The sequence below is a fragment of the Paenibacillus sp. SN-8-1 genome, from assembly GCF_050995535.1.
Taxonomy (GTDB): domain Bacteria; phylum Bacillota; class Bacilli; order Paenibacillales; family Paenibacillaceae; genus Fontibacillus.
Window position 1 is genome coordinate 4,338,338 of the sequence record NZ_CP194782.1, and the last position, 16,123, is coordinate 4,354,460.

Consider the following 16,123-nt stretch of genomic DNA (forward strand, 5'->3'; position numbering starts at 1 on the left):
GCAGCCAGATAAGTCTCCATGTGCAGGTTGCCCCAAGGGCATGCCTACACGTCCACGCTATTCTGCCTTCCGCCACCAGGCCGTCTGAATATGCTCCTGAGTCCCCCCGACAATGACCGTCTCCCCGATTCGAGGAGTGATCATCTCTACTCCCCGTTTGGCCGCCTCACTTCGCGCACGCTCCACCGGCTCTGTCCATGGATGCAGGGCCAGCGTGAAGGCAGCCCAGTGAATGGGCATCATCGTAGCGCCGCCCACATCAAGATGGGCCTGCACCGTCTGTTCAGGCATCATATGAATGCTGGCCCAGCGCTGATCGTACTGTCCGCACTCCATCAGAGTCAGATCGAAGGGGCCATACTTCGCGCCAATCTCGGCGAAATGAGGCCCGTATCCGCTATCCCCGCTATAAAAGATTCTGGCCTGCCGCCCATGAAGGACCCATGAGCACCAAAGTGTCGTATTACTGGTCAGGCTTCGGCCGGAGAAGTGACGCGCAGGCGTACATACCAGCCTGATCCCTTCAAATTCACCCTCTTCCCACCAGTCATACTCTTCAATTCGCTCCGGACTAACTCCCCACCGCTCCAGATGCGCAGCCACCCCAAGCGGCACGAAGAACCTGCGCACCTTGTCCCTAATCTTCAGGATGGTGACATAGTCCAGGTGATCATAGTGATCATGGGACAGAATTACGGCGTCCAGCTCCGGCAAATCTTCAGCCTCACAAGGAAGCCTATCGCTGTATCTCTTCCCGCCCACGATGGGAGTCGGCGAAGGGGCTCTGCCAAGCATAGGGTCAAGAAAAATCCGCTTCCCGTCAAGCTCCAGAAGCAGCGCAGAGTGGCCGAACCAAGTGACTCTAGCCTCGGAAGTCGGCTCTGATGAAGGTGAGTACGGAACCACATTCAGCGGATGAGGGGGTCTTCGGCCAGGTCCTCCCTTGATCATATCAATGAGAATAGACAGGTTCCCCTTCAAGCTGTGATCGACCGAGGTCTCAATCTGATTCACAAATTTGCCTTTGGCCCGGTTCCTGGAGCGGTTGATGTGTTCCAGCGATTGTGGTGATGGCTTCCCGCCAAAAATCGGATGCAGCAGAATATACAGATAGACAATCATAATTAAGGTTAATATCGCGGAGACCACGTAGATAAAAGCGGGCATTCAGAATGACCCCTTTTCTATAAATTTGCAGTATGTAATATTCTGGATGGTTCCCTATAAATCATACTACTATGCAGATCAGATGCCAAATAGAGCATGTACCACATAAGCAACCATAACAAAGCCAATTTTACCCGGGTAATATTGACATTGTAGTTTTACCCGGATAAAATTACAGTAAACACTCAGAAGAGGAGGTACAGCATGAATAATGACTTAACGCATCCTTACTGCACGGCATTCCTGGGTATGAGGGTCGTCGCCAGCGGTTCGTTGCACCACGTTGTTTCTACAGTGAAGGAAACTCTGGATGACAGAGATCTCACACAGCTGCTTATATTTGATGATTCCACGGGGAGGCAAATAGATGTTGATTTTCGTGGGAATACAGATGACGTACTAACACGATTAGAAGAACCATTTGGTGCCTTGCCCGGTACGGAAGTGAATCACCAGCCTGCACGGCAGGTCGGTCGACCCAAGCTCGGGGTTGTATCCGGGGAGGTTACGTTATTGCCACGGCATTGGGAGTGGCTTAAGAGTCAACCTGGAGGGGCGTCCGTAACATTACGAAAGCTCGTTGAAGAGGCTCGCCGCGCTGGAGGAGAACAGAGCAAGATACGAGAGTCACAAGAAGCAACCTATCGCTTTATGACAGCTATGGCCGGGAACTTCCCTCAATACGAAGAAGCTCTGCGGGAACTGTATGCTGGTGATTTGGATCGTTTTTACCACTTCATCGAAGACTGGGCTCCTGATATCAGAGACTATATTAAAAGATTAGCCGCTAATGCATTTAGTCTAACTTGACTTAACCTTCCCTTCTATGCAAGAATTACGTCAATGAAATTACAGACACGGCTATGAAGAGAAAGAGTAGCTTGCTTGCACTGTTTAAGCGAACCGGCGGTTTGGTGAAAGGTCCGGTACAGGAGAGTAAGTGAATGGGTCTCTTCGCTTCAGCCCGAACCCCCGGTCACGGCAGGGCAGTAGGCGTTGACGGTTCTCCCCCGTTATCCTTAGGAGGCATGATCAGGTAGAGCCGCAAGGCTTCTATCCTCGTCGTGTTAAATGAAATGAACTCAGAGAGGCTGGTTCTCTAACGCCAATTCCTTATGCCCTTGGAATATGCAGATGAACAGCATCCTGGTTCATTTCAGTAGAGAGCGGCCTTTCGTGCCGAAGCTGGGTGGTACCGCGGAGCAGACACTTCGTCCCTTTAGGGATTGAAGTGTCTTTTTTGTCGTACTCACACAAGCCATAGGAGGTAGATTGGAATGAAACGTATTCTATCCGGGATCAAACCCAGCGGGGATCTCAACATTGGAGGGTATGGGGGAGCACTGCATCAATTCGTTCAGCTCCAGCATGATTATGAATGCTTCTTTTTCGTGCCGGATCTTCATGCTGTTACCGTCTATCAAGACCCCAAAGAGCTGCACCAGCGTTCGAGAGAAATTGCCGCCTACTACATTGCAGCAGGTGTGGACCCTGCCAAAGCGACGATCTTCCTGCAATCCCAGGTCTCGGCCCACACCGAGCTAGGATGGCTGCTGGAGACCCAAGCTCATTTCGGTGAACTGAACCGGATGACGCAGTTCAAAGACAAATCCAGCGAGCAGGATGTGGTCAGCTCGGCTCTCTTCACTTATCCGGTGCTGATGGCTGCCGACATTCTGCTCTATCAGGCTACCCACGTGCCAGTCGGGGAAGACCAGAAGCAGCATCTTGAGCTGACCCGCACCTTGGCTGAGCGATTCAATAATCGTTACCGGAAGACCTTCACAGTGCCAGAGCCGGTCATTCAAGAGCTCGGCTCCCGGATCATGAGTCTCGATGACCCTACCAAGAAGATGAGCAAAAGCAATCCGAACCGCAGCAGCTACATCCTGCTTCAGGATTCCGCGGATGACATTCGTAAGAAGCTGGCCAGAGCGGTCACGGATTCCGACATGCAGGTCCGTTATGACTGGGACAGCAAGCCTGCCGTTAGTAATCTGATTGAGATTTATTCCATCTTCTCCGAGGAGCCGATCCCCGAGATTGAACAACGTTATCAGGGTCTGGGCTACGGCACCTTCAAGAAAGAGCTTGCCGAAGTCATCGTGAGCCGTCTGACCCCGATTCAAGCAAGATTCAAAGAAATAACCCAGTCTAGTGAACTGGACCGGATTCTTCAAGCGGGTGCCGAGCGTGCTGCCGAGGCTGCCGGGAAGACCCTGCTCGCCGCGAAGCAAGCTATGGGACTTGTAACATTTTGAAAGGGAGACTTGTCCCAGGGTTCGAGTAACCTCGCAAACGATCCAGGCTTCTTGAAGTGGACTCTGTCAGGGCTCTCCAACCAAAATAATAAGACCACCTGATCCTTTGCTTGCTGATAAGCCGAGGTAAGCAGGTGGTCTTTACATATTTTAAGTAACAAGATCAGCACTTTGCCCTTGCAATCACAAACAGCTCCACCTATGCTAAATTTAGCAAGATGAAGCTGTTCTCCAACCCTAAGTTTAGGCCAAGCCCTTAATCTCCAGCAGCTCGTATTCGATCTGCCCCATAGGAGCCTCTACAGTGATCTTGTCTCCAACGGATTTCCCCATGAGCGCTGCGCCCAGCGGGCTCTCGTAAGAGATTCTGTTCTCGGCGACATCTGCCTCTGCGGGTCCCACGATTCTGTATTCGATTCGTTCGGCGAATTCCACGTCATTTAGAATGACCACGGAACCGACCTGAACGACGGAATTGTCGATATGGTCTACAATCCTTGCATTTTTCAGCATTTTCTCAATCGTAAGCACTCTCGTCTCCATGAAGGATTGATCATTCTTGGCCGAGTGGTACTCACTGTTCTCCTTCAGGTCTCCATAGCTGATTGCCGTCTTGAGGCGCTCTGCGAGCTCTCTGCGCTTGACCGTGGTCAGCTCTTCCAGTTCGCGTTCCAGCTGGGCATAACCCTCGCGTGTCATAATAACTTCGTCTTTAGACATTTCGTACCTCCTGTATAGATTCAACTTAGTGCTACTAATCATTGTAACCGATTTGAAGCTGCCCGTGATGGGTTAATCCGGACTCTGGTGATTTTTAATATAATGGACAGATGGCCCCCAGTCCTATTCACCGAGCGCACGCAAAGACAGGAATTCCGGGCAACCCGGTGATAAGATCATGTACAAAGGAGGTGATGCGGTATGGATTGGCTGAACCGGATGAATAATGCCATTGAAGTCATGGAGAATAGGATGGAAGAACCCTTCGATATCGACGAAGTAGCCAAAGCGGCTTACTCCTCTTCATTCCACTTTCAGCGCATGTTCCATATGCTGACCAGTATGACTGTTGCGGAGTACATACGCAAGCGCAGGTTGACGTTAGCAGCACAAGAACTGGCTATTTCCGGCAGCAGGGTGCTCGATATCGCGCTGAGATTCGGATATGAATCCCCGGAGGCCTTCTCCAAAGCATTCCGAAAGCTCCACGGGGTTCCTCCATCCGAAGCACGTAATCCGGGAGTTACCCTCAAGGCCTTTCCCCGCATCTCTTTCCATCTATCATTGAAGGGAGATCAAGGAATGGACTATCGTATTGTGGAGCAAGAGGAGTATCAAGTTGTGGGGAAGCTAATCCAGGTCACTACCCGGGACGGGAAGAACCTTCGGGCTATCCCTAAGTTCTGGAGGACCTGAACACTGACGGCACTTCTGAGAAGCTGCTAGAGATCGGACAGGACAAAGCCTTGCTTGGCATCTGTCTCGACATGCAGCAGGAGCAGGAGCTCTTCAATTATATGATCGGTATCCGATTAAGCCCGGGGACCCCACTGGAAGATGAGTTCACCGTGCGGACGATTCCCGCTTCCACCTGGGCGGTATTCACTTCGGTCGGACCGATGCCAGGAGCGATTCAGGACGTATGGAGAAGGATCTATCAGGACTGGTTCCCTTCTACAGGATATGAACATGCCGTGGGTCCCGAAATTGAACTCTACCCTGTGGGCGATATTTCATCCGACAGCTACCAGTGCGAGGTCTGGATTCCTGTGATCAAGAAATAACTACTCTGGAATCCTCGACTTGACTGCCCCCGATTCATTCGGAATCACAACAAGGCCGTTCCCCGGCAGACGCTGAATCCTGAATTCCCACATAACCGCGAACTGCGGGCCCAAACAGGATTCTATGGTCCATTCCTCTTGACAAGGTCATATTCCATGACATCCTAGTCCTTCTTCAGGCGCGACACACCTGAACAAATGCAGCTGAATATGCAGAACAGCCAGCTCCCTTGAATACGATCCCATGTGAAAATAATACGAAGGCCTCCTGTTCCACACTGTGGACAAAAGGCCTTCGTATTATGTGGCTGATCGGCAGCCACCCACGCTTTCTCACATTCTGACTTACACTTTAAATTGGCTGACCAAGGCTTGAAGCTCCTGTGACATCTTGCTTAAGGCTTCCGCCGAGGAAGCCACTTCTTCCATGGAAGCATTCTGCTCCTCCGCAGACGCGGCTACATTCTGGGTATTCGCAGAAGACTGCTCTGCGATCAGCGCGATATTCTCCATAATCTCGACCATCATGCGGGCACTTGCATTCGCCTGCTCAACGACACTCGATACGTCACGTGTCTCGGAGGACACCTGCCCGATAGAACTCAGAATATCCGTGAACACCTCTCCTGTCCGGTCTACCTGCTTAATGCCTTCCTGGAACACCTCAGTACCCTCATTCATCGATAACACGGCTCTCTCCGCCTCGCTCTGTACCTCCAGAATGAGATCACGGATCTGTGCAGCGGCTTCCGTCGTCTGCTCTGCGAGCTTGCGGACTTCACCGGCAACGACCGCGAATCCCTTGCCCTGCTCCCCAGCTCGTGCTGCTTCAATTGAAGCATTGAGGGCCAGCAGGTTCGTCTGACCGGCAATTTGCGTAATTAATTGAACGATTAGGCCGATCTCGCTTGATTTCTCACTCAGTGAGTTGACCACTTCAGCTGAGGTCTTGACCGATTGCTGAACCAGGTTCATTTGCCGGATCGCCTCGTTTACAACCGCATTTCCTTGTCCTGCCTTCTCATTTGCCAGATCGGTCAGCCCAGTGACCGCGCGAATGGAGGACTCGGCCTGTTCCATGCCTTTGGAGATCTCGCCTACAGCCTGTGTGGCTTCATGCGCACTATATACCTGCTTCTCAGATCCGGTAGCGGCTTCCTGCATTGAAATCGTGATCTGCTCGGTAGCACGGCCGGTCTGTTCAGCATTGGCAGAAAGCTCCTCAGCAGTTGCCGCCACCTGCTCGGTATTGAACCCCACCTGGGAGATCACATTCCGAAGATTCATTTTCATCTGATTAAAGGACCGGGCCAGATCACCGATTTCGTCACGGCTCTTCACGGTAATATCCTCCTGGTCCAGGTACCCTTCAGCAATTTTCTCTGCGCTTTGAGCCAGCGCCTTCACCGATTGCGAGATCAGCCTGGAGATAATCACCCCAATAATGACGGCTAGCAGGATCGCAATGAGGCTAACTGTAATAAGCGTGGTCTTAACTGAGGATACAAGAGCCGAGGTGTCCTTGCTTCCCTGGCTCATCTCTTGCTTCTGAACCTTGGCGATCTGGTCGGCCATTGCCCGCAGATCCCTGGAAATGGGGAAGACCTTCTCCGCTGCAAATTGTTTCGCTTGGTCAGTCTGACCCGTTCTCATGAGGGCAACGGACTGGTCCGCGTTAATCTTAAACTGTTCATTCAACGAATCCATACGCTTTAACAAATCCTTATTTGCTGCACTATTTATAAGGCTGCTAGTTGCCTTAATATTATCCTTAAGCTCTGTATATGCTGAGGTAGTAGCATCTGCGGCCCCTTCCTCCTGAAGCAAGAGGCTTCTTAAATTACTAATTTCTCGCGAAGCAGCATTCTGCATATCCTTGGTATTAGATAGAATCACAGCCCGCCGGTCGACCAGATCCGAATAAGTATCATCTACCCTTTGCAACTGCATGTAAGAGAGATAACTTATAATACCCAGCAACACAGCAATACTTAAAAAACCGGCAATCAACTTTTGTCCAATCGTTAATTTCATATCATGATGTCCTCCTAGATGATGTTCCTTTAATAGTAATGATATTGGAAAGAAAAAACAATGTCGAAAGCGGATTCAACGTCGTCTCCTCAAACCAAGTTTGGAGTGTAGGGTGTTCTGCTGGTCGGTGAAATTCTACCATACGAGGGTACCTTTGCATGCATATAAAGCCTGACATACCTCCCTGCCCAAGAAACACAAGAAGGCCTCCTGTTCCACCCATTGTGGACAAGAGGCCTTCAAGTTAATATTTCCGGGTTTGAGCTGCAATGCGGTATGAATCAAAAAATCGGGAGTAGGAACACGAAATATATAAGTGCGGCAAGTACAATACGGTACAGCGCAAAAGGAACCAGCTTAATCCGATTGATCAGCTTCAGGAAGAACCGGATGGAGATCAGCGCGAAGACGAAAGCACTGATGAAGCCCACGATGATAAAAGGAATGACCTCAGACGTAATCGAGTCCCAATTCTTAAGCAAGGAGAAGAAGCTCACTCCTGCCATGATCGGAACCGCCATAATGAAGGTGAAGTCGGCTGCAGTCCGGTGCTTCATTCCGAGCAGGACACCTCCCGATATGGTGGAACCGGAGCGTGAGAATCCGGGCCACATGGATAGACACTGAATCAGACCCACAATGAAAGCCTGCTTATATGTAATTTGATCCACAGACACGGTCTTCGGTTCACGAGGTCCGAACCGGTCGGCTATAATCATCAGAATCGCTCCAAGCACGAGCCCAATGACCACCGTCTGGGTGGAGAACAAATAAGTATCGACCAAATCATCTAATAACAGATACAGTACCCCCGCAGGAATCAGGGCTACGATAACTTGTCCGAGATTAAGACGCGGCCCGGTGGTCGTCTGACCGGGAATTTTCTTCAAACCCAGCAAATTCAGGAACCGGTCCCGCATAAGCACGACAACCGCGAGGATAGAGCCAAGCTGAATGACAATTTTGAACGTTACGGCTACCTCGGGAGAGAACATTTTGTTCGTCTGGAATAGGAAATCATCCACAATAATCATATGACCCGTAGAGGACACCGGTGCAAATTCAGTTATCCCCTCAACAAGCCCCAGAATCAGGGCCACAAACGCTTCCCACAAACTCAAGCTATTTCACACTCCTAATCATCATAGTTAATGACAGTGTACCTGCTTAGACAGCTATCTTTCAAATTCCACCCCGGAATTGATCCATGAAGGCGGGATACTGGAACAATGAATAAACTTGCATCAACCCGGTGCATTAGCCCACCCCAATCTGAGTCCTCCTACATACATTACATTAGCCCACTACCTAGAAGGAGTGAAATAACTATGGGATTTAATCCACCACCAGGACCGTTTAACCCTCAGCAGAACCCGCAGGGATCACAAGGACCCTTTGGCCCCCCAGGTCCATTCGGACCTCCCGGATCCTTTACACCCGGACCGCAAGGTCCCGGAGCTCAACAACCGCCCACATCACCTCCCCCACCCTTTATTCCTCAGCAGCAGGTCTCTGCTTTCGCAGTTGACCCTGGGGCAATATCCGGCTGTCTGTTCCGGTTCACCTACATTTGGCAGACGAATAGGGATCAATACTGGTTCTATCCGATCTTTGTCGGACGTACCTCCGTATCGGGCTATAGATTTCTCGGGGGACGCTGGATCTTTTTCGGGGTTGATCTAAGAAGAATCAGTTCATTTACCTGCTTTTGACGATCAGATACGAATAAGAGCAGTGAAATTCTCCATAATAGGGAGGTATACTTTAGGCCCGAATGGAGGATTCGCCATGATTGATAATCTTGAGAGCAGCTACAACTGTGCGAGTGCGGGAGACGATCTGCATCAGCTTAAGCAGGAGCTCGCTTCCTTGCGCGCACAGGGAATACAGACCGAAGAGCAGCAGGAGACCCTCAATCGGCTGGAGAACCAAATTTCGTTCATCCTGAACAAATGCGGCATTAACCATTGATCCGTAAGGCTCATCAGCAAGCATATAAGCCCTCCTTCACCTAATGGTGGAGAGAGGGCTTATTCCAGATGTGAGGAGCCCCGCAACATAGCGGACCCGGTTCATTTATTCAAAATACTATCCTCAAGCACCGCCGACTTATCTCCGTACTCTTTAATAATATGCTTCTCTCCCCAAGAACAGAGGGAATCAAGAATCCCCTTCAAGCTCCAGCCATACTCGGTGAGCTCGTATTCAACCCTAGGGGGAACCTCATTATAGCTGATACGATTCACGATCCCATCGCTCACCAGCTCTCTGAGCTGCTGAGTCAGCATCTTCTGGGTAATGCCTGGCATAAGCTGCTTAAGCTCGCTTGTCCGTCTCTTGCCATGCGTCAAGTGGCACAGGATCACACATTTCCACTTCCCTCCAATAACCTCCAGGGTCGCTTCTATTGAAATATTATATTTCTTGCGGGCTTCCATCCTTTATTCCTCCAATAGTTACTTTTTGGTGACTATATAACTTGAAAGTACGTACTGTTCATTTCAATCCAGTTCATACATAATAACATTTGCCGTTTGGCAATGACTATACTTAGGAGTGGATGAAATGTCTTTAGATAAAAAAAGAAGCACTTTCGCGCTTCTAGCACTGGCAATTAGCGCTTTTGCTATTGGAACGACGGAGTTCATCAGCGTAGGGCTGCTGCCTCTAATCGCAGATAATCTGCACATCTCGGTCACCCTTGCCGGGCTGACCGTTACCCTATATGCGCTCGGAGTCACCTTCGGCGCACCTGTACTAACTTCTTTGACCTCCGGCGTACCGCGCAAGACGCTGCTGATGTGGATTATGCTGGTCTTTATCGCGGGCAACAGCCTTGCCGCAGTCTCAAGCAGTATTGCACTGCTGCTTACCGCGCGGGTTATCTCCGCGCTTGCCCACGGGGTATTTATGTCGATCGGCTCTACGATTGCCGCTGACCTTGTGCCGGAGAACCGCAGAGCGAGCGCGATCTCGATCATGTTCTCAGGCCTGACCATTGCCACCGTTACCGGGGTCCCGCTGGGGACATGGATCGGCCAGCAGCTCGGATGGCGGGCCGCGTTCGTGGCCATTGCTGTTGTTGGTATTATTGCCTTCATCGCCAATGTGATCCTTGTTCCGGCGGGTCTTCGCTCAGGAACCCGGACGCCCGCAAGAGAGCAGCTGAAGCTGATTACCAATGGACGTCTACTGCTCTCCTTCACCATTACGGCACTCGGCTATGGCGGGACCTTTGTTGTCTTCACCTACTTGTCCCCGCTGCTGCATGACATCACCGGGTTCAAGGAAGGAACCGTCGCCTTCCTGCTCCTGCTCTACGGCATCGCTATTGCTATAGGCAATGTGATCGGCGGCAAAGCGGCGAACCGGAACCCGATCTCCGCCCTGTTCTACATGTTCGCTGCCCAAGCCCTGATCTTGTTCATTCTGATGTTCACAGCACCCTTCAAGGCTGCGGGCCTGATCACGGTTCTATTCATGGGCCTCTTCGCTTTCATGAATGTGCCTGGTCTGCAGATCTTCGTTCTGACGCTGGCCGAGCGGTATGTACCGAAAGGGATAGATGTTGCCTCTGCGCTAAATATCGCCGCTTTCAATGCAGGCATTGCGCTTGGAGCTTATCTGGGCGGCATCGTCACCGAGAAGCTCGGTCTGATTCATACAACCTGGGTCGGGGCCTTGATGGTGCTGGCCGCGGTACTGCTGACAGGCTGGAGCCGTGCGCTGGAACGAGGCGACCGTCCAGCTGTGCATACTTCCATACCTGAGCCTGGCTGCTAACTTTGACGGCAACCTAAAGACCCTCCTTGCGGCTTACCCGCAGAGGGTCTTATTTCATATCTGATTCACAGGAGGATGAAGCCAAATTTTGTTCTACCCAAGCAGCAGCTTGTACCAGTCCCTTTGCTCCGATCCGTGGATCAGGTGTTTTTGCGAATAAGAGCATCCAGCAGATCACCCACACTGACATTCCCGAGCTCATCTGCAATTCGATCTGCCTTCGTCTTCCTTCTAATGGACCCTACCAATAAGATCTCCACTCTTTGGTCTTTGTCAAGCAGAACGGAGTTAACTTCGAGCACATTCGTAAGCAAACCGACAACCACTGCGATCTGTTGGGGGGATAATCTGGCGGAGGGATTGTTCTTCTTTTTCCCATTGCTGCCATTGCCATTACTGCTCTTAGTCCCATTTCCGCCGTTACTGTTATTCCTCACGGACCTCTCCCCCAAAATTTACACTATAATTGTAGTTCCAGCCTCCTCACCTGCTTTACCGAGTCCCATTGCGAAAGCGGTGAAAATAACAACTACCACTATCGTAGTTATTATAATTTTACTGTTCTCATCATCCATATCTGGACCACCTTATCTTTAAATCTATCCTACTTCATCATATGACAGCATCTTCAGGAGGTGCACCCCTCCGCCCAGATGTGAATACGCTGAAGCACAACGTAAGAACTATTTTGAATGAGGCGGTGTGATTGATTATGTATTATCAACCTTTTGTGATTCCCCACCCTGCAGCTTTTCGTTCCTTGACCTATTCCCGTAACAGTGACATGGTAATTCAGCTTATCAGGGAATCGATCCAGGGCGAACGGAATGATGAGCTATTCTATGACGCTCTTATAAAAATGGCTCCTACTCAGCAGGAGAAGGACGTTATTATCAGTATCCGTAATGATGAAAGAAAGCATCGGAAAATGTTCCGCACCCTGTACACCCAGTTAACGGGCATGGCTCCTCCAGCAGGACAGAATGAACCGGCGGAAGCGTTACCCGCAAGTTATCTGGAAGGGATCGAAAAGGCACTCATGGGGGAACTAAAAGCATTTGAGAAATACCGTACGATTTATTTAAATATTGACCCGCAGTACCGCGACTGGATATTCGAGATCATGACCGATGAAATTAAGCATGCGTCTTATTACAACTGGCTGTACGCCAAGAACAAGTAATGGAAGTTGAGCGGGTATTTGAGCTTCTTCCGAATTGTGGTATATTTAATGCGTTAATTGTCAACTGAAGAAAACCTCATACATTTGTATTTCACTAGGGGAGCCTGCCGGCTGAGACGAAGCAACCACTTCGGACCCTTGGAACCTGATCTGGATCATACCAGCGTAGGGAAGTGAAGCGCCTATGAATTATTGTTTTGGTTCATGAACTGAACAAGGCTAAGGCCCTTCATCCTTTTACGGAATGAAGGGCCTTTTTAGGTATTCTTCAAAAGGAATTTGTTTGTACAGGAGGTCATCTTTATAAAGCCATTATTATCTCTGAATCATCTGTCTTACTCTTATGAGTCCTCCTCCGTGTCTGGACGGACGCCAATTATTGATCATCTGTCCCTGAAGGTCCATCAGGGGGAATTTGTATCCCTCATCGGCCCAAGCGGTTGTGGCAAAAGCACACTGTTCAGGCTGATTGCCGGCCTGCTTGAGCCGACAGACGGAGTCATCAGCTGGACGGGCGGCGAGGTGTCAAAGCGTCTCGGTGCCATCTCCTATATGCCGCAGCAGGACCTGCTGCTGCCATGGAGAACCGTCAGGGATAACTGCCTGCTGCCCTGGGAGCTGAAGAAGAACCGGGCGGGCGGACCGGAGCAGCTTGCCTTCGTCACGGATATGCTTGAACGGTTCGGCCTCGGCCGCTGGGCGGATGCCTATCCCCATGAGCTGTCAGGGGGGATGCGGCAGCGGGCCGCCTTTCTTCGGACGCTTGCCGCAGGCGGCGACCTGATGCTGCTCGATGAGCCATTCGGGGCGCTCGATGCATTGACCAAGCGGGAGATGCATCACTGGCTGCTAAGTCTGTGGGGAGAGCTGCAGCGAACTATCCTGTTCATCACGCATGATCTAGAGGAAGCCCTCCTGCTGAGCGACCGGATTCTGCTCATGCCGCGCGGAGGAGGCGCTCTGGAGGAGATAATCGTAGATCTCCCGCGTCCCCGTCAGCCCGGAGTGCATGCCACGGCGCGGTTCCTGGAGCTCCGAATGGAACTTGAGCAGCGACTGACAGGAGATGTATTCCGATGACAGCCTTCGTCCATAACCTTCACAAGCTGCTTCGGGGCTACGGCCCGTTCCTGCTGCTGCTCACCTTAATTATGATCCTATGGGAATGGCTTGTCCGCGGCGGAGCTGTTCCCGCTTTTATTGTGCCGGCTCCGAGCTCCATCGCGGCGGCCCTGATTCATAACCGGACGCTGCTGCTGGGTACGCACCTGCCGGTCACGCTGGGTGAAGCGGCGCTCGGATTCGCCCTGTCTGTCCTGCTCGGAACCGGCCTTGGCACCTGGATGCATATGTCCCGCACGGTGGAGAGAGCCGTGTATCCCTTTGTCATTATCAGCCAGACTCTCCCGCTTATTGCCTTGTCTCCCATCTTCATCATGTGGTTCGGCTACTCGATCTGGAGCAAGGTTGCCGTGGTCATACTCACCGCCTTCTTCCCCATCGTGGTGGGGGCTTATGATGGACTGCGAACTGGAGGACAAGGCTACAGTGATCTGCTGCGCACAATGGGCGCGAATCGGCTTCAGCTGCTGCTCAGGCTGCAGATTCCACTTGCACTACCTTCCTTCTTCTCGGGCCTAAAGCTCTCCGTGGTCTATTGTGTCATCGGAGCCACCATCGGAGAATGGCTCGGCGGAAGCAGCGGGCTTGGCTACTACAGCCGCCGAATGGCAGGGAATCTGCAAAGCGATAATCTATTCGCGGCTGTACTCCTATTGTCCTTGCTTGGCTTGGCCCTGTTCCTGGGCGTAGCGCTCATAGAGAGGGCCATTCTCAGCCGGGGCGGCTTTGCTGCCCTGACGGGTCGTAAGAGTACCCGTAAGCGGAATACTTAAATATATCGATTGAACTAAGGATTACATACGCCCGCTCCCTGCTGATTTCACAGAAATAGCAATACTACCTACGTTAATCTCTTTAGTTCATTCCATATAACTACACTGAAAAGAGGTTATATTCATGCACAAATCCATTAAACTTTCCCTTCTGCTGCTCTCCCTCCTGTGGGTGCTTGGCGGATGCAGCTCCGGTTCAGGTACCGGGCAGCAAGTGGCCAATTCATCAGCCTCTCCCAAGGCAAAGCCGCTGCAAAAACTCAGCATCATGCTGGACTGGTACCCGAACGCGGTTCATTCCTTTTTGTACGCAGCCAAGGAGAAAGGCTACTTCGCCGCCGAAGGCCTGGATGTCGATATCCAAATGCCCGCCGATACGAATGATGCGCTAAAGCTGACTGCCGCCGGCAAAGTTGACCTGGCTCTCAGCTACCAGCCTCAGGTCTTGATGGCCCGGGGAGAGCAGATTCCTGTTAAGTCGATTGGAGCCGTGGTCAGACATCCCCTGAACCACCTGATGGTAGCTGGGGACAGTGGCATCACGCGCCCCAAGGACCTTGCCGGCCGTACGGTGGGCTTCTCCTCCATTCCGCTCTATGAAGCCATGGTACGTACAATGGTCAAGCAAGATGGCGGAGATCCCGATTCCGTGAAGCTGGTCGACGTCGGCTTCGACCTGATTCCAGCCCTGTCCACCGGACAAGTGAACGGGTTAATTGGCGGCTTCATCAACCATGAACAGCTTCTGCTTCAGAAGGAAGGGCATCCGGTCACTTCCATAGATCCCACCAAATTCGGTGTGCCGGACTATTACGAGCTTGTCCTCGTTGCAAGTGAATCGGGGCTCGCGAATAAGCAGGATGAGCTGAAGAGGTTCATGAAAGCCGCGGCGGAAGGCCAGCGCTATGTCAGCGAACACCCGCAGGATGCTCTGAACATCCTGATGAAGCACGAAGACAGCACTTCCCCGCTGGATGCGGATATTGAGAGCCAGAGCCTGCATATTCTGCTGCCGCTTATGGACGCGGGAGACAAAGCCTTCGGCTATCAGGATCCGGATTCATGGGCCCGGGTGGAGAAATGGCTGATGGACAATCGGCTGCTTAAGCAGACCGGCGTAAAGGCTCAGGATGCTTTTGTTAACCTATAGACCGGGACTCCCGGTCGGCGCTGTCCGCGCACTTAATCCTAAGGAGGACTTACCATGAGTTATTTATCCAAAGTACGGGAGCAGAACCCCCTGATTCACAACATTACGAACATTGTCGTGGCCAACTTCTCGGCCAACGGGCTGCTGGCACTCGGTGCCTCGCCGTTCATGGCGGACTCTCACGAAGAAGTCTCCGATGTAGCGCAGATGTCTGGGGCAGTCGTTCTGAATATCGGCACACTGAATGAATATGTCATTCAGTCCATGCTGCTGGCTGGAAGATCGGCTAACCAGCATGGTGTGCCTGTGGTGCTTGATCCGGTAGGCGCCGGAGCCACAGCCTACCGCACAGAGGTAACCGCTAGGCTTACCCGTGAAATCAAACTAGCGGCCCTGAGAGGCAACGCGGCGGAGGTCGCGAACGTGGTGGGCCGGACCTGGATCAGCAAAGGGGTAGATGCTGGCGCGGGTGATGGCGATGTCATCGGCATTGCCGAGGAAGCCGCGGCCAAGCTGGGCTCCATCGTAATTATTACCGGCAAGGACGATGTGATCGCGGACGGGAACCACACCTATATCGTAAGCAATGGTCATCCGATATTGACCAAGGTCACGGGCACCGGCTGTCTGCTGAGTGCCGTGGTTGGCGCTTTCCTCGCTGTAGGGGGAGACGCCAAGACCGATGCTGTTGCCGAAGGCATCTCCTTCTATGGCGTGGCCGCCGAGCTTGCATACGAATTAACGGAAGGAAAGGGGCCAGGCAGCTTCCAGAGTGAATTCCTGAATCAGCTGGCGGTTCTCACCCCGGAACAGGTTCAGGCGCGTTCCAGAATTGTTAAGTACAGATAGCAGGGCAAATAACAGAC

15 protein-coding genes, 1 pseudogene, 1 riboswitch and 1 other annotated feature are annotated in these 16,123 nt (G+C 51.7%); of the genes and pseudogenes, 10 read left to right on the forward strand and 6 right to left on the reverse strand.

Annotated features, from left to right (window positions below; translation table 11 throughout):
• Window positions 1-57: 57 nt before the first annotated feature.
• Window positions 58-1,167 (reverse strand): MBL fold metallo-hydrolase, encoded by a 1,110-nt coding sequence (locus tag ACRRNK_RS21245; protein WP_433944579.1) that lies wholly within the window; start codon window positions 1,165-1,167, stop codon window positions 58-60.
• Window positions 1,168-1,371: 204 nt separating this feature from the next.
• Here ACRRNK_RS21245 and ACRRNK_RS21250 point away from each other — a divergent pair, with 204 nt between their 5' ends.
• Both ACRRNK_RS21250 and trpS read left to right on the forward strand, forming a co-directional pair.
• Window positions 1,372-1,977: a DUF2239 family protein gene (locus ACRRNK_RS21250; protein WP_433944580.1), complete on the forward strand. Its 606-nt coding sequence runs from the start codon at window positions 1,372-1,374 to the stop codon at window positions 1,975-1,977.
• Window positions 1,978-2,021: 44 nt separating this feature from the next.
• Window positions 2,022-2,389: a binding site (T-box leader), on the forward strand.
• Window positions 2,390-2,444: 55 nt separating this feature from the next.
• Complete coding sequence (gene trpS / locus ACRRNK_RS21255; RefSeq protein ID WP_433944581.1) at window positions 2,445-3,428, forward strand: tryptophan--tRNA ligase; 984 nt, start codon at window positions 2,445-2,447, stop codon at window positions 3,426-3,428.
• Window positions 3,429-3,671: 243 nt separating this feature from the next.
• Here trpS and greA read toward each other — a convergent pair whose 3' ends face one another.
• Complete coding sequence (gene greA, locus ACRRNK_RS21260) at window positions 3,672-4,148, reverse strand: transcription elongation factor GreA (protein ID WP_433944582.1); 477 nt, start codon at window positions 4,146-4,148, stop codon at window positions 3,672-3,674.
• Between the two features lie 201 nt (window positions 4,149-4,349).
• Here greA and ACRRNK_RS21265 point away from each other — a divergent pair.
• Window positions 4,350-5,212: pseudogene (locus tag ACRRNK_RS21265) on the forward strand (AraC family transcriptional regulator).
• A 345-nt stretch (window positions 5,213-5,557) separates the two neighbouring features.
• Here ACRRNK_RS21265 and ACRRNK_RS21270 read toward each other — a convergent pair.
• The gene (locus ACRRNK_RS21270; protein WP_433944583.1) at window positions 5,558-7,246 is read right to left on the reverse strand and encodes a methyl-accepting chemotaxis protein; all 1,689 of its coding nucleotides are present in this window, start codon (window positions 7,244-7,246) and stop codon (window positions 5,558-5,560) included.
• A gap of 281 nt (window positions 7,247-7,527) precedes the next feature.
• Window positions 7,528-8,367, reverse strand: coding sequence for an undecaprenyl-diphosphate phosphatase (locus tag ACRRNK_RS21275; protein WP_433944584.1), 840 nt, complete (start codon window positions 8,365-8,367; stop codon window positions 7,528-7,530).
• Window positions 8,368-9,034: 667 nt separating this feature from the next.
• Between ACRRNK_RS21275 and ACRRNK_RS21280 the strand changes: the two genes are divergently transcribed.
• A complete protein-coding gene (locus ACRRNK_RS21280; protein WP_433944585.1) occupies window positions 9,035-9,217 on the forward strand; it encodes a DUF2524 domain-containing protein in 183 nt (60 codons plus the stop codon).
• Window positions 9,218-9,318: 101 nt separating this feature from the next.
• On the opposite strand, the gene ACRRNK_RS21285 is transcribed toward ACRRNK_RS21280, so the two are convergent.
• Window positions 9,319-9,684 (reverse strand): winged helix-turn-helix transcriptional regulator, encoded by a 366-nt coding sequence (locus tag ACRRNK_RS21285; RefSeq protein ID WP_433944586.1) that lies wholly within the window; start codon window positions 9,682-9,684, stop codon window positions 9,319-9,321.
• 127 nt (window positions 9,685-9,811) lie between these two features.
• Between ACRRNK_RS21285 and ACRRNK_RS21290 the strand changes: the two genes are divergently transcribed.
• Window positions 9,812-11,029, forward strand: a complete 1,218-nt coding sequence (locus ACRRNK_RS21290; RefSeq protein WP_433944587.1) for an MFS transporter — start codon at window positions 9,812-9,814, stop codon at window positions 11,027-11,029.
• Window positions 11,030-11,169: 140 nt separating this feature from the next.
• On the opposite strand, the gene ACRRNK_RS21295 is transcribed toward ACRRNK_RS21290, so the two are convergent.
• Entirely contained in the window at window positions 11,170-11,466 is a 297-nt protein-coding gene (locus ACRRNK_RS21295) for a hypothetical protein (protein ID WP_433944588.1), read from the reverse strand.
• A gap of 275 nt (window positions 11,467-11,741) precedes the next feature.
• Between ACRRNK_RS21295 and ACRRNK_RS21300 the strand changes: the two genes are divergently transcribed.
• The 5 genes from ACRRNK_RS21300 (at window position 11,742) to thiM (ending at window position 16,106) form a co-directional block, all read left to right on the forward strand.
• The gene (locus ACRRNK_RS21300) at window positions 11,742-12,212 is read left to right on the forward strand and encodes a ferritin-like domain-containing protein (RefSeq protein WP_433944589.1); all 471 of its coding nucleotides are present in this window, start codon (window positions 11,742-11,744) and stop codon (window positions 12,210-12,212) included.
• A gap of 86 nt (window positions 12,213-12,298) precedes the next feature.
• Window positions 12,299-12,401: riboswitch (TPP riboswitch) on the forward strand.
• 168 nt (window positions 12,402-12,569) lie between these two features.
• Entirely contained in the window at window positions 12,570-13,292 is a 723-nt protein-coding gene (locus ACRRNK_RS21305; RefSeq protein ID WP_433944590.1) for an ABC transporter ATP-binding protein, read from the forward strand.
• A complete protein-coding gene (locus ACRRNK_RS21310; protein ID WP_433944591.1) occupies window positions 13,289-14,107 on the forward strand; it encodes an ABC transporter permease in 819 nt (272 codons plus the stop codon). Before ACRRNK_RS21305 ends, ACRRNK_RS21310 begins: the two co-directional genes overlap by 4 nt.
• A gap of 124 nt (window positions 14,108-14,231) precedes the next feature.
• Window positions 14,232-15,257 (forward strand): ABC transporter substrate-binding protein, encoded by a 1,026-nt coding sequence (locus ACRRNK_RS21315; RefSeq protein WP_433944592.1) that lies wholly within the window; start codon window positions 14,232-14,234, stop codon window positions 15,255-15,257.
• A 54-nt stretch (window positions 15,258-15,311) separates the two neighbouring features.
• A complete protein-coding gene (gene thiM, locus ACRRNK_RS21320; RefSeq protein ID WP_433944593.1) occupies window positions 15,312-16,106 on the forward strand; it encodes a hydroxyethylthiazole kinase in 795 nt (264 codons plus the stop codon).
• Window positions 16,107-16,123 lie beyond the last annotated feature (17 nt).

Coding starts and splice junctions, on each gene's coding strand:
- ACRRNK_RS21245 (WP_433944579.1), bottom strand. CDS start 1,167: ATGCCCGCTTTTATCTACGTGGTCTCCGCGATATTAACCTTAATTATG.
- ACRRNK_RS21250 (WP_433944580.1), top strand. CDS start 1,372: ATGAATAATGACTTAACGCATCCTTACTGCACGGCATTCCTGGGTATG.
- trpS (WP_433944581.1), top strand. CDS start 2,445: ATGAAACGTATTCTATCCGGGATCAAACCCAGCGGGGATCTCAACATT.
- greA (WP_433944582.1), bottom strand. CDS start 4,148: ATGTCTAAAGACGAAGTTATTATGACACGCGAGGGTTATGCCCAGCTG.
- ACRRNK_RS21270 (WP_433944583.1), bottom strand. CDS start 7,246: ATGAAATTAACGATTGGACAAAAGTTGATTGCCGGTTTTTTAAGTATT.
- ACRRNK_RS21280 (WP_433944585.1), top strand. CDS start 9,035: ATGATTGATAATCTTGAGAGCAGCTACAACTGTGCGAGTGCGGGAGAC.
- ACRRNK_RS21285 (WP_433944586.1), bottom strand. CDS start 9,684: ATGGAAGCCCGCAAGAAATATAATATTTCAATAGAAGCGACCCTGGAG.
- ACRRNK_RS21290 (WP_433944587.1), top strand. CDS start 9,812: ATGTCTTTAGATAAAAAAAGAAGCACTTTCGCGCTTCTAGCACTGGCA.
- ACRRNK_RS21300 (WP_433944589.1), top strand. CDS start 11,742: ATGTATTATCAACCTTTTGTGATTCCCCACCCTGCAGCTTTTCGTTCC.
- ACRRNK_RS21310 (WP_433944591.1), top strand. CDS start 13,289: ATGACAGCCTTCGTCCATAACCTTCACAAGCTGCTTCGGGGCTACGGC.
- ACRRNK_RS21315 (WP_433944592.1), top strand. CDS start 14,232: ATGCACAAATCCATTAAACTTTCCCTTCTGCTGCTCTCCCTCCTGTGG.
- thiM (WP_433944593.1), top strand. CDS start 15,312: ATGAGTTATTTATCCAAAGTACGGGAGCAGAACCCCCTGATTCACAAC.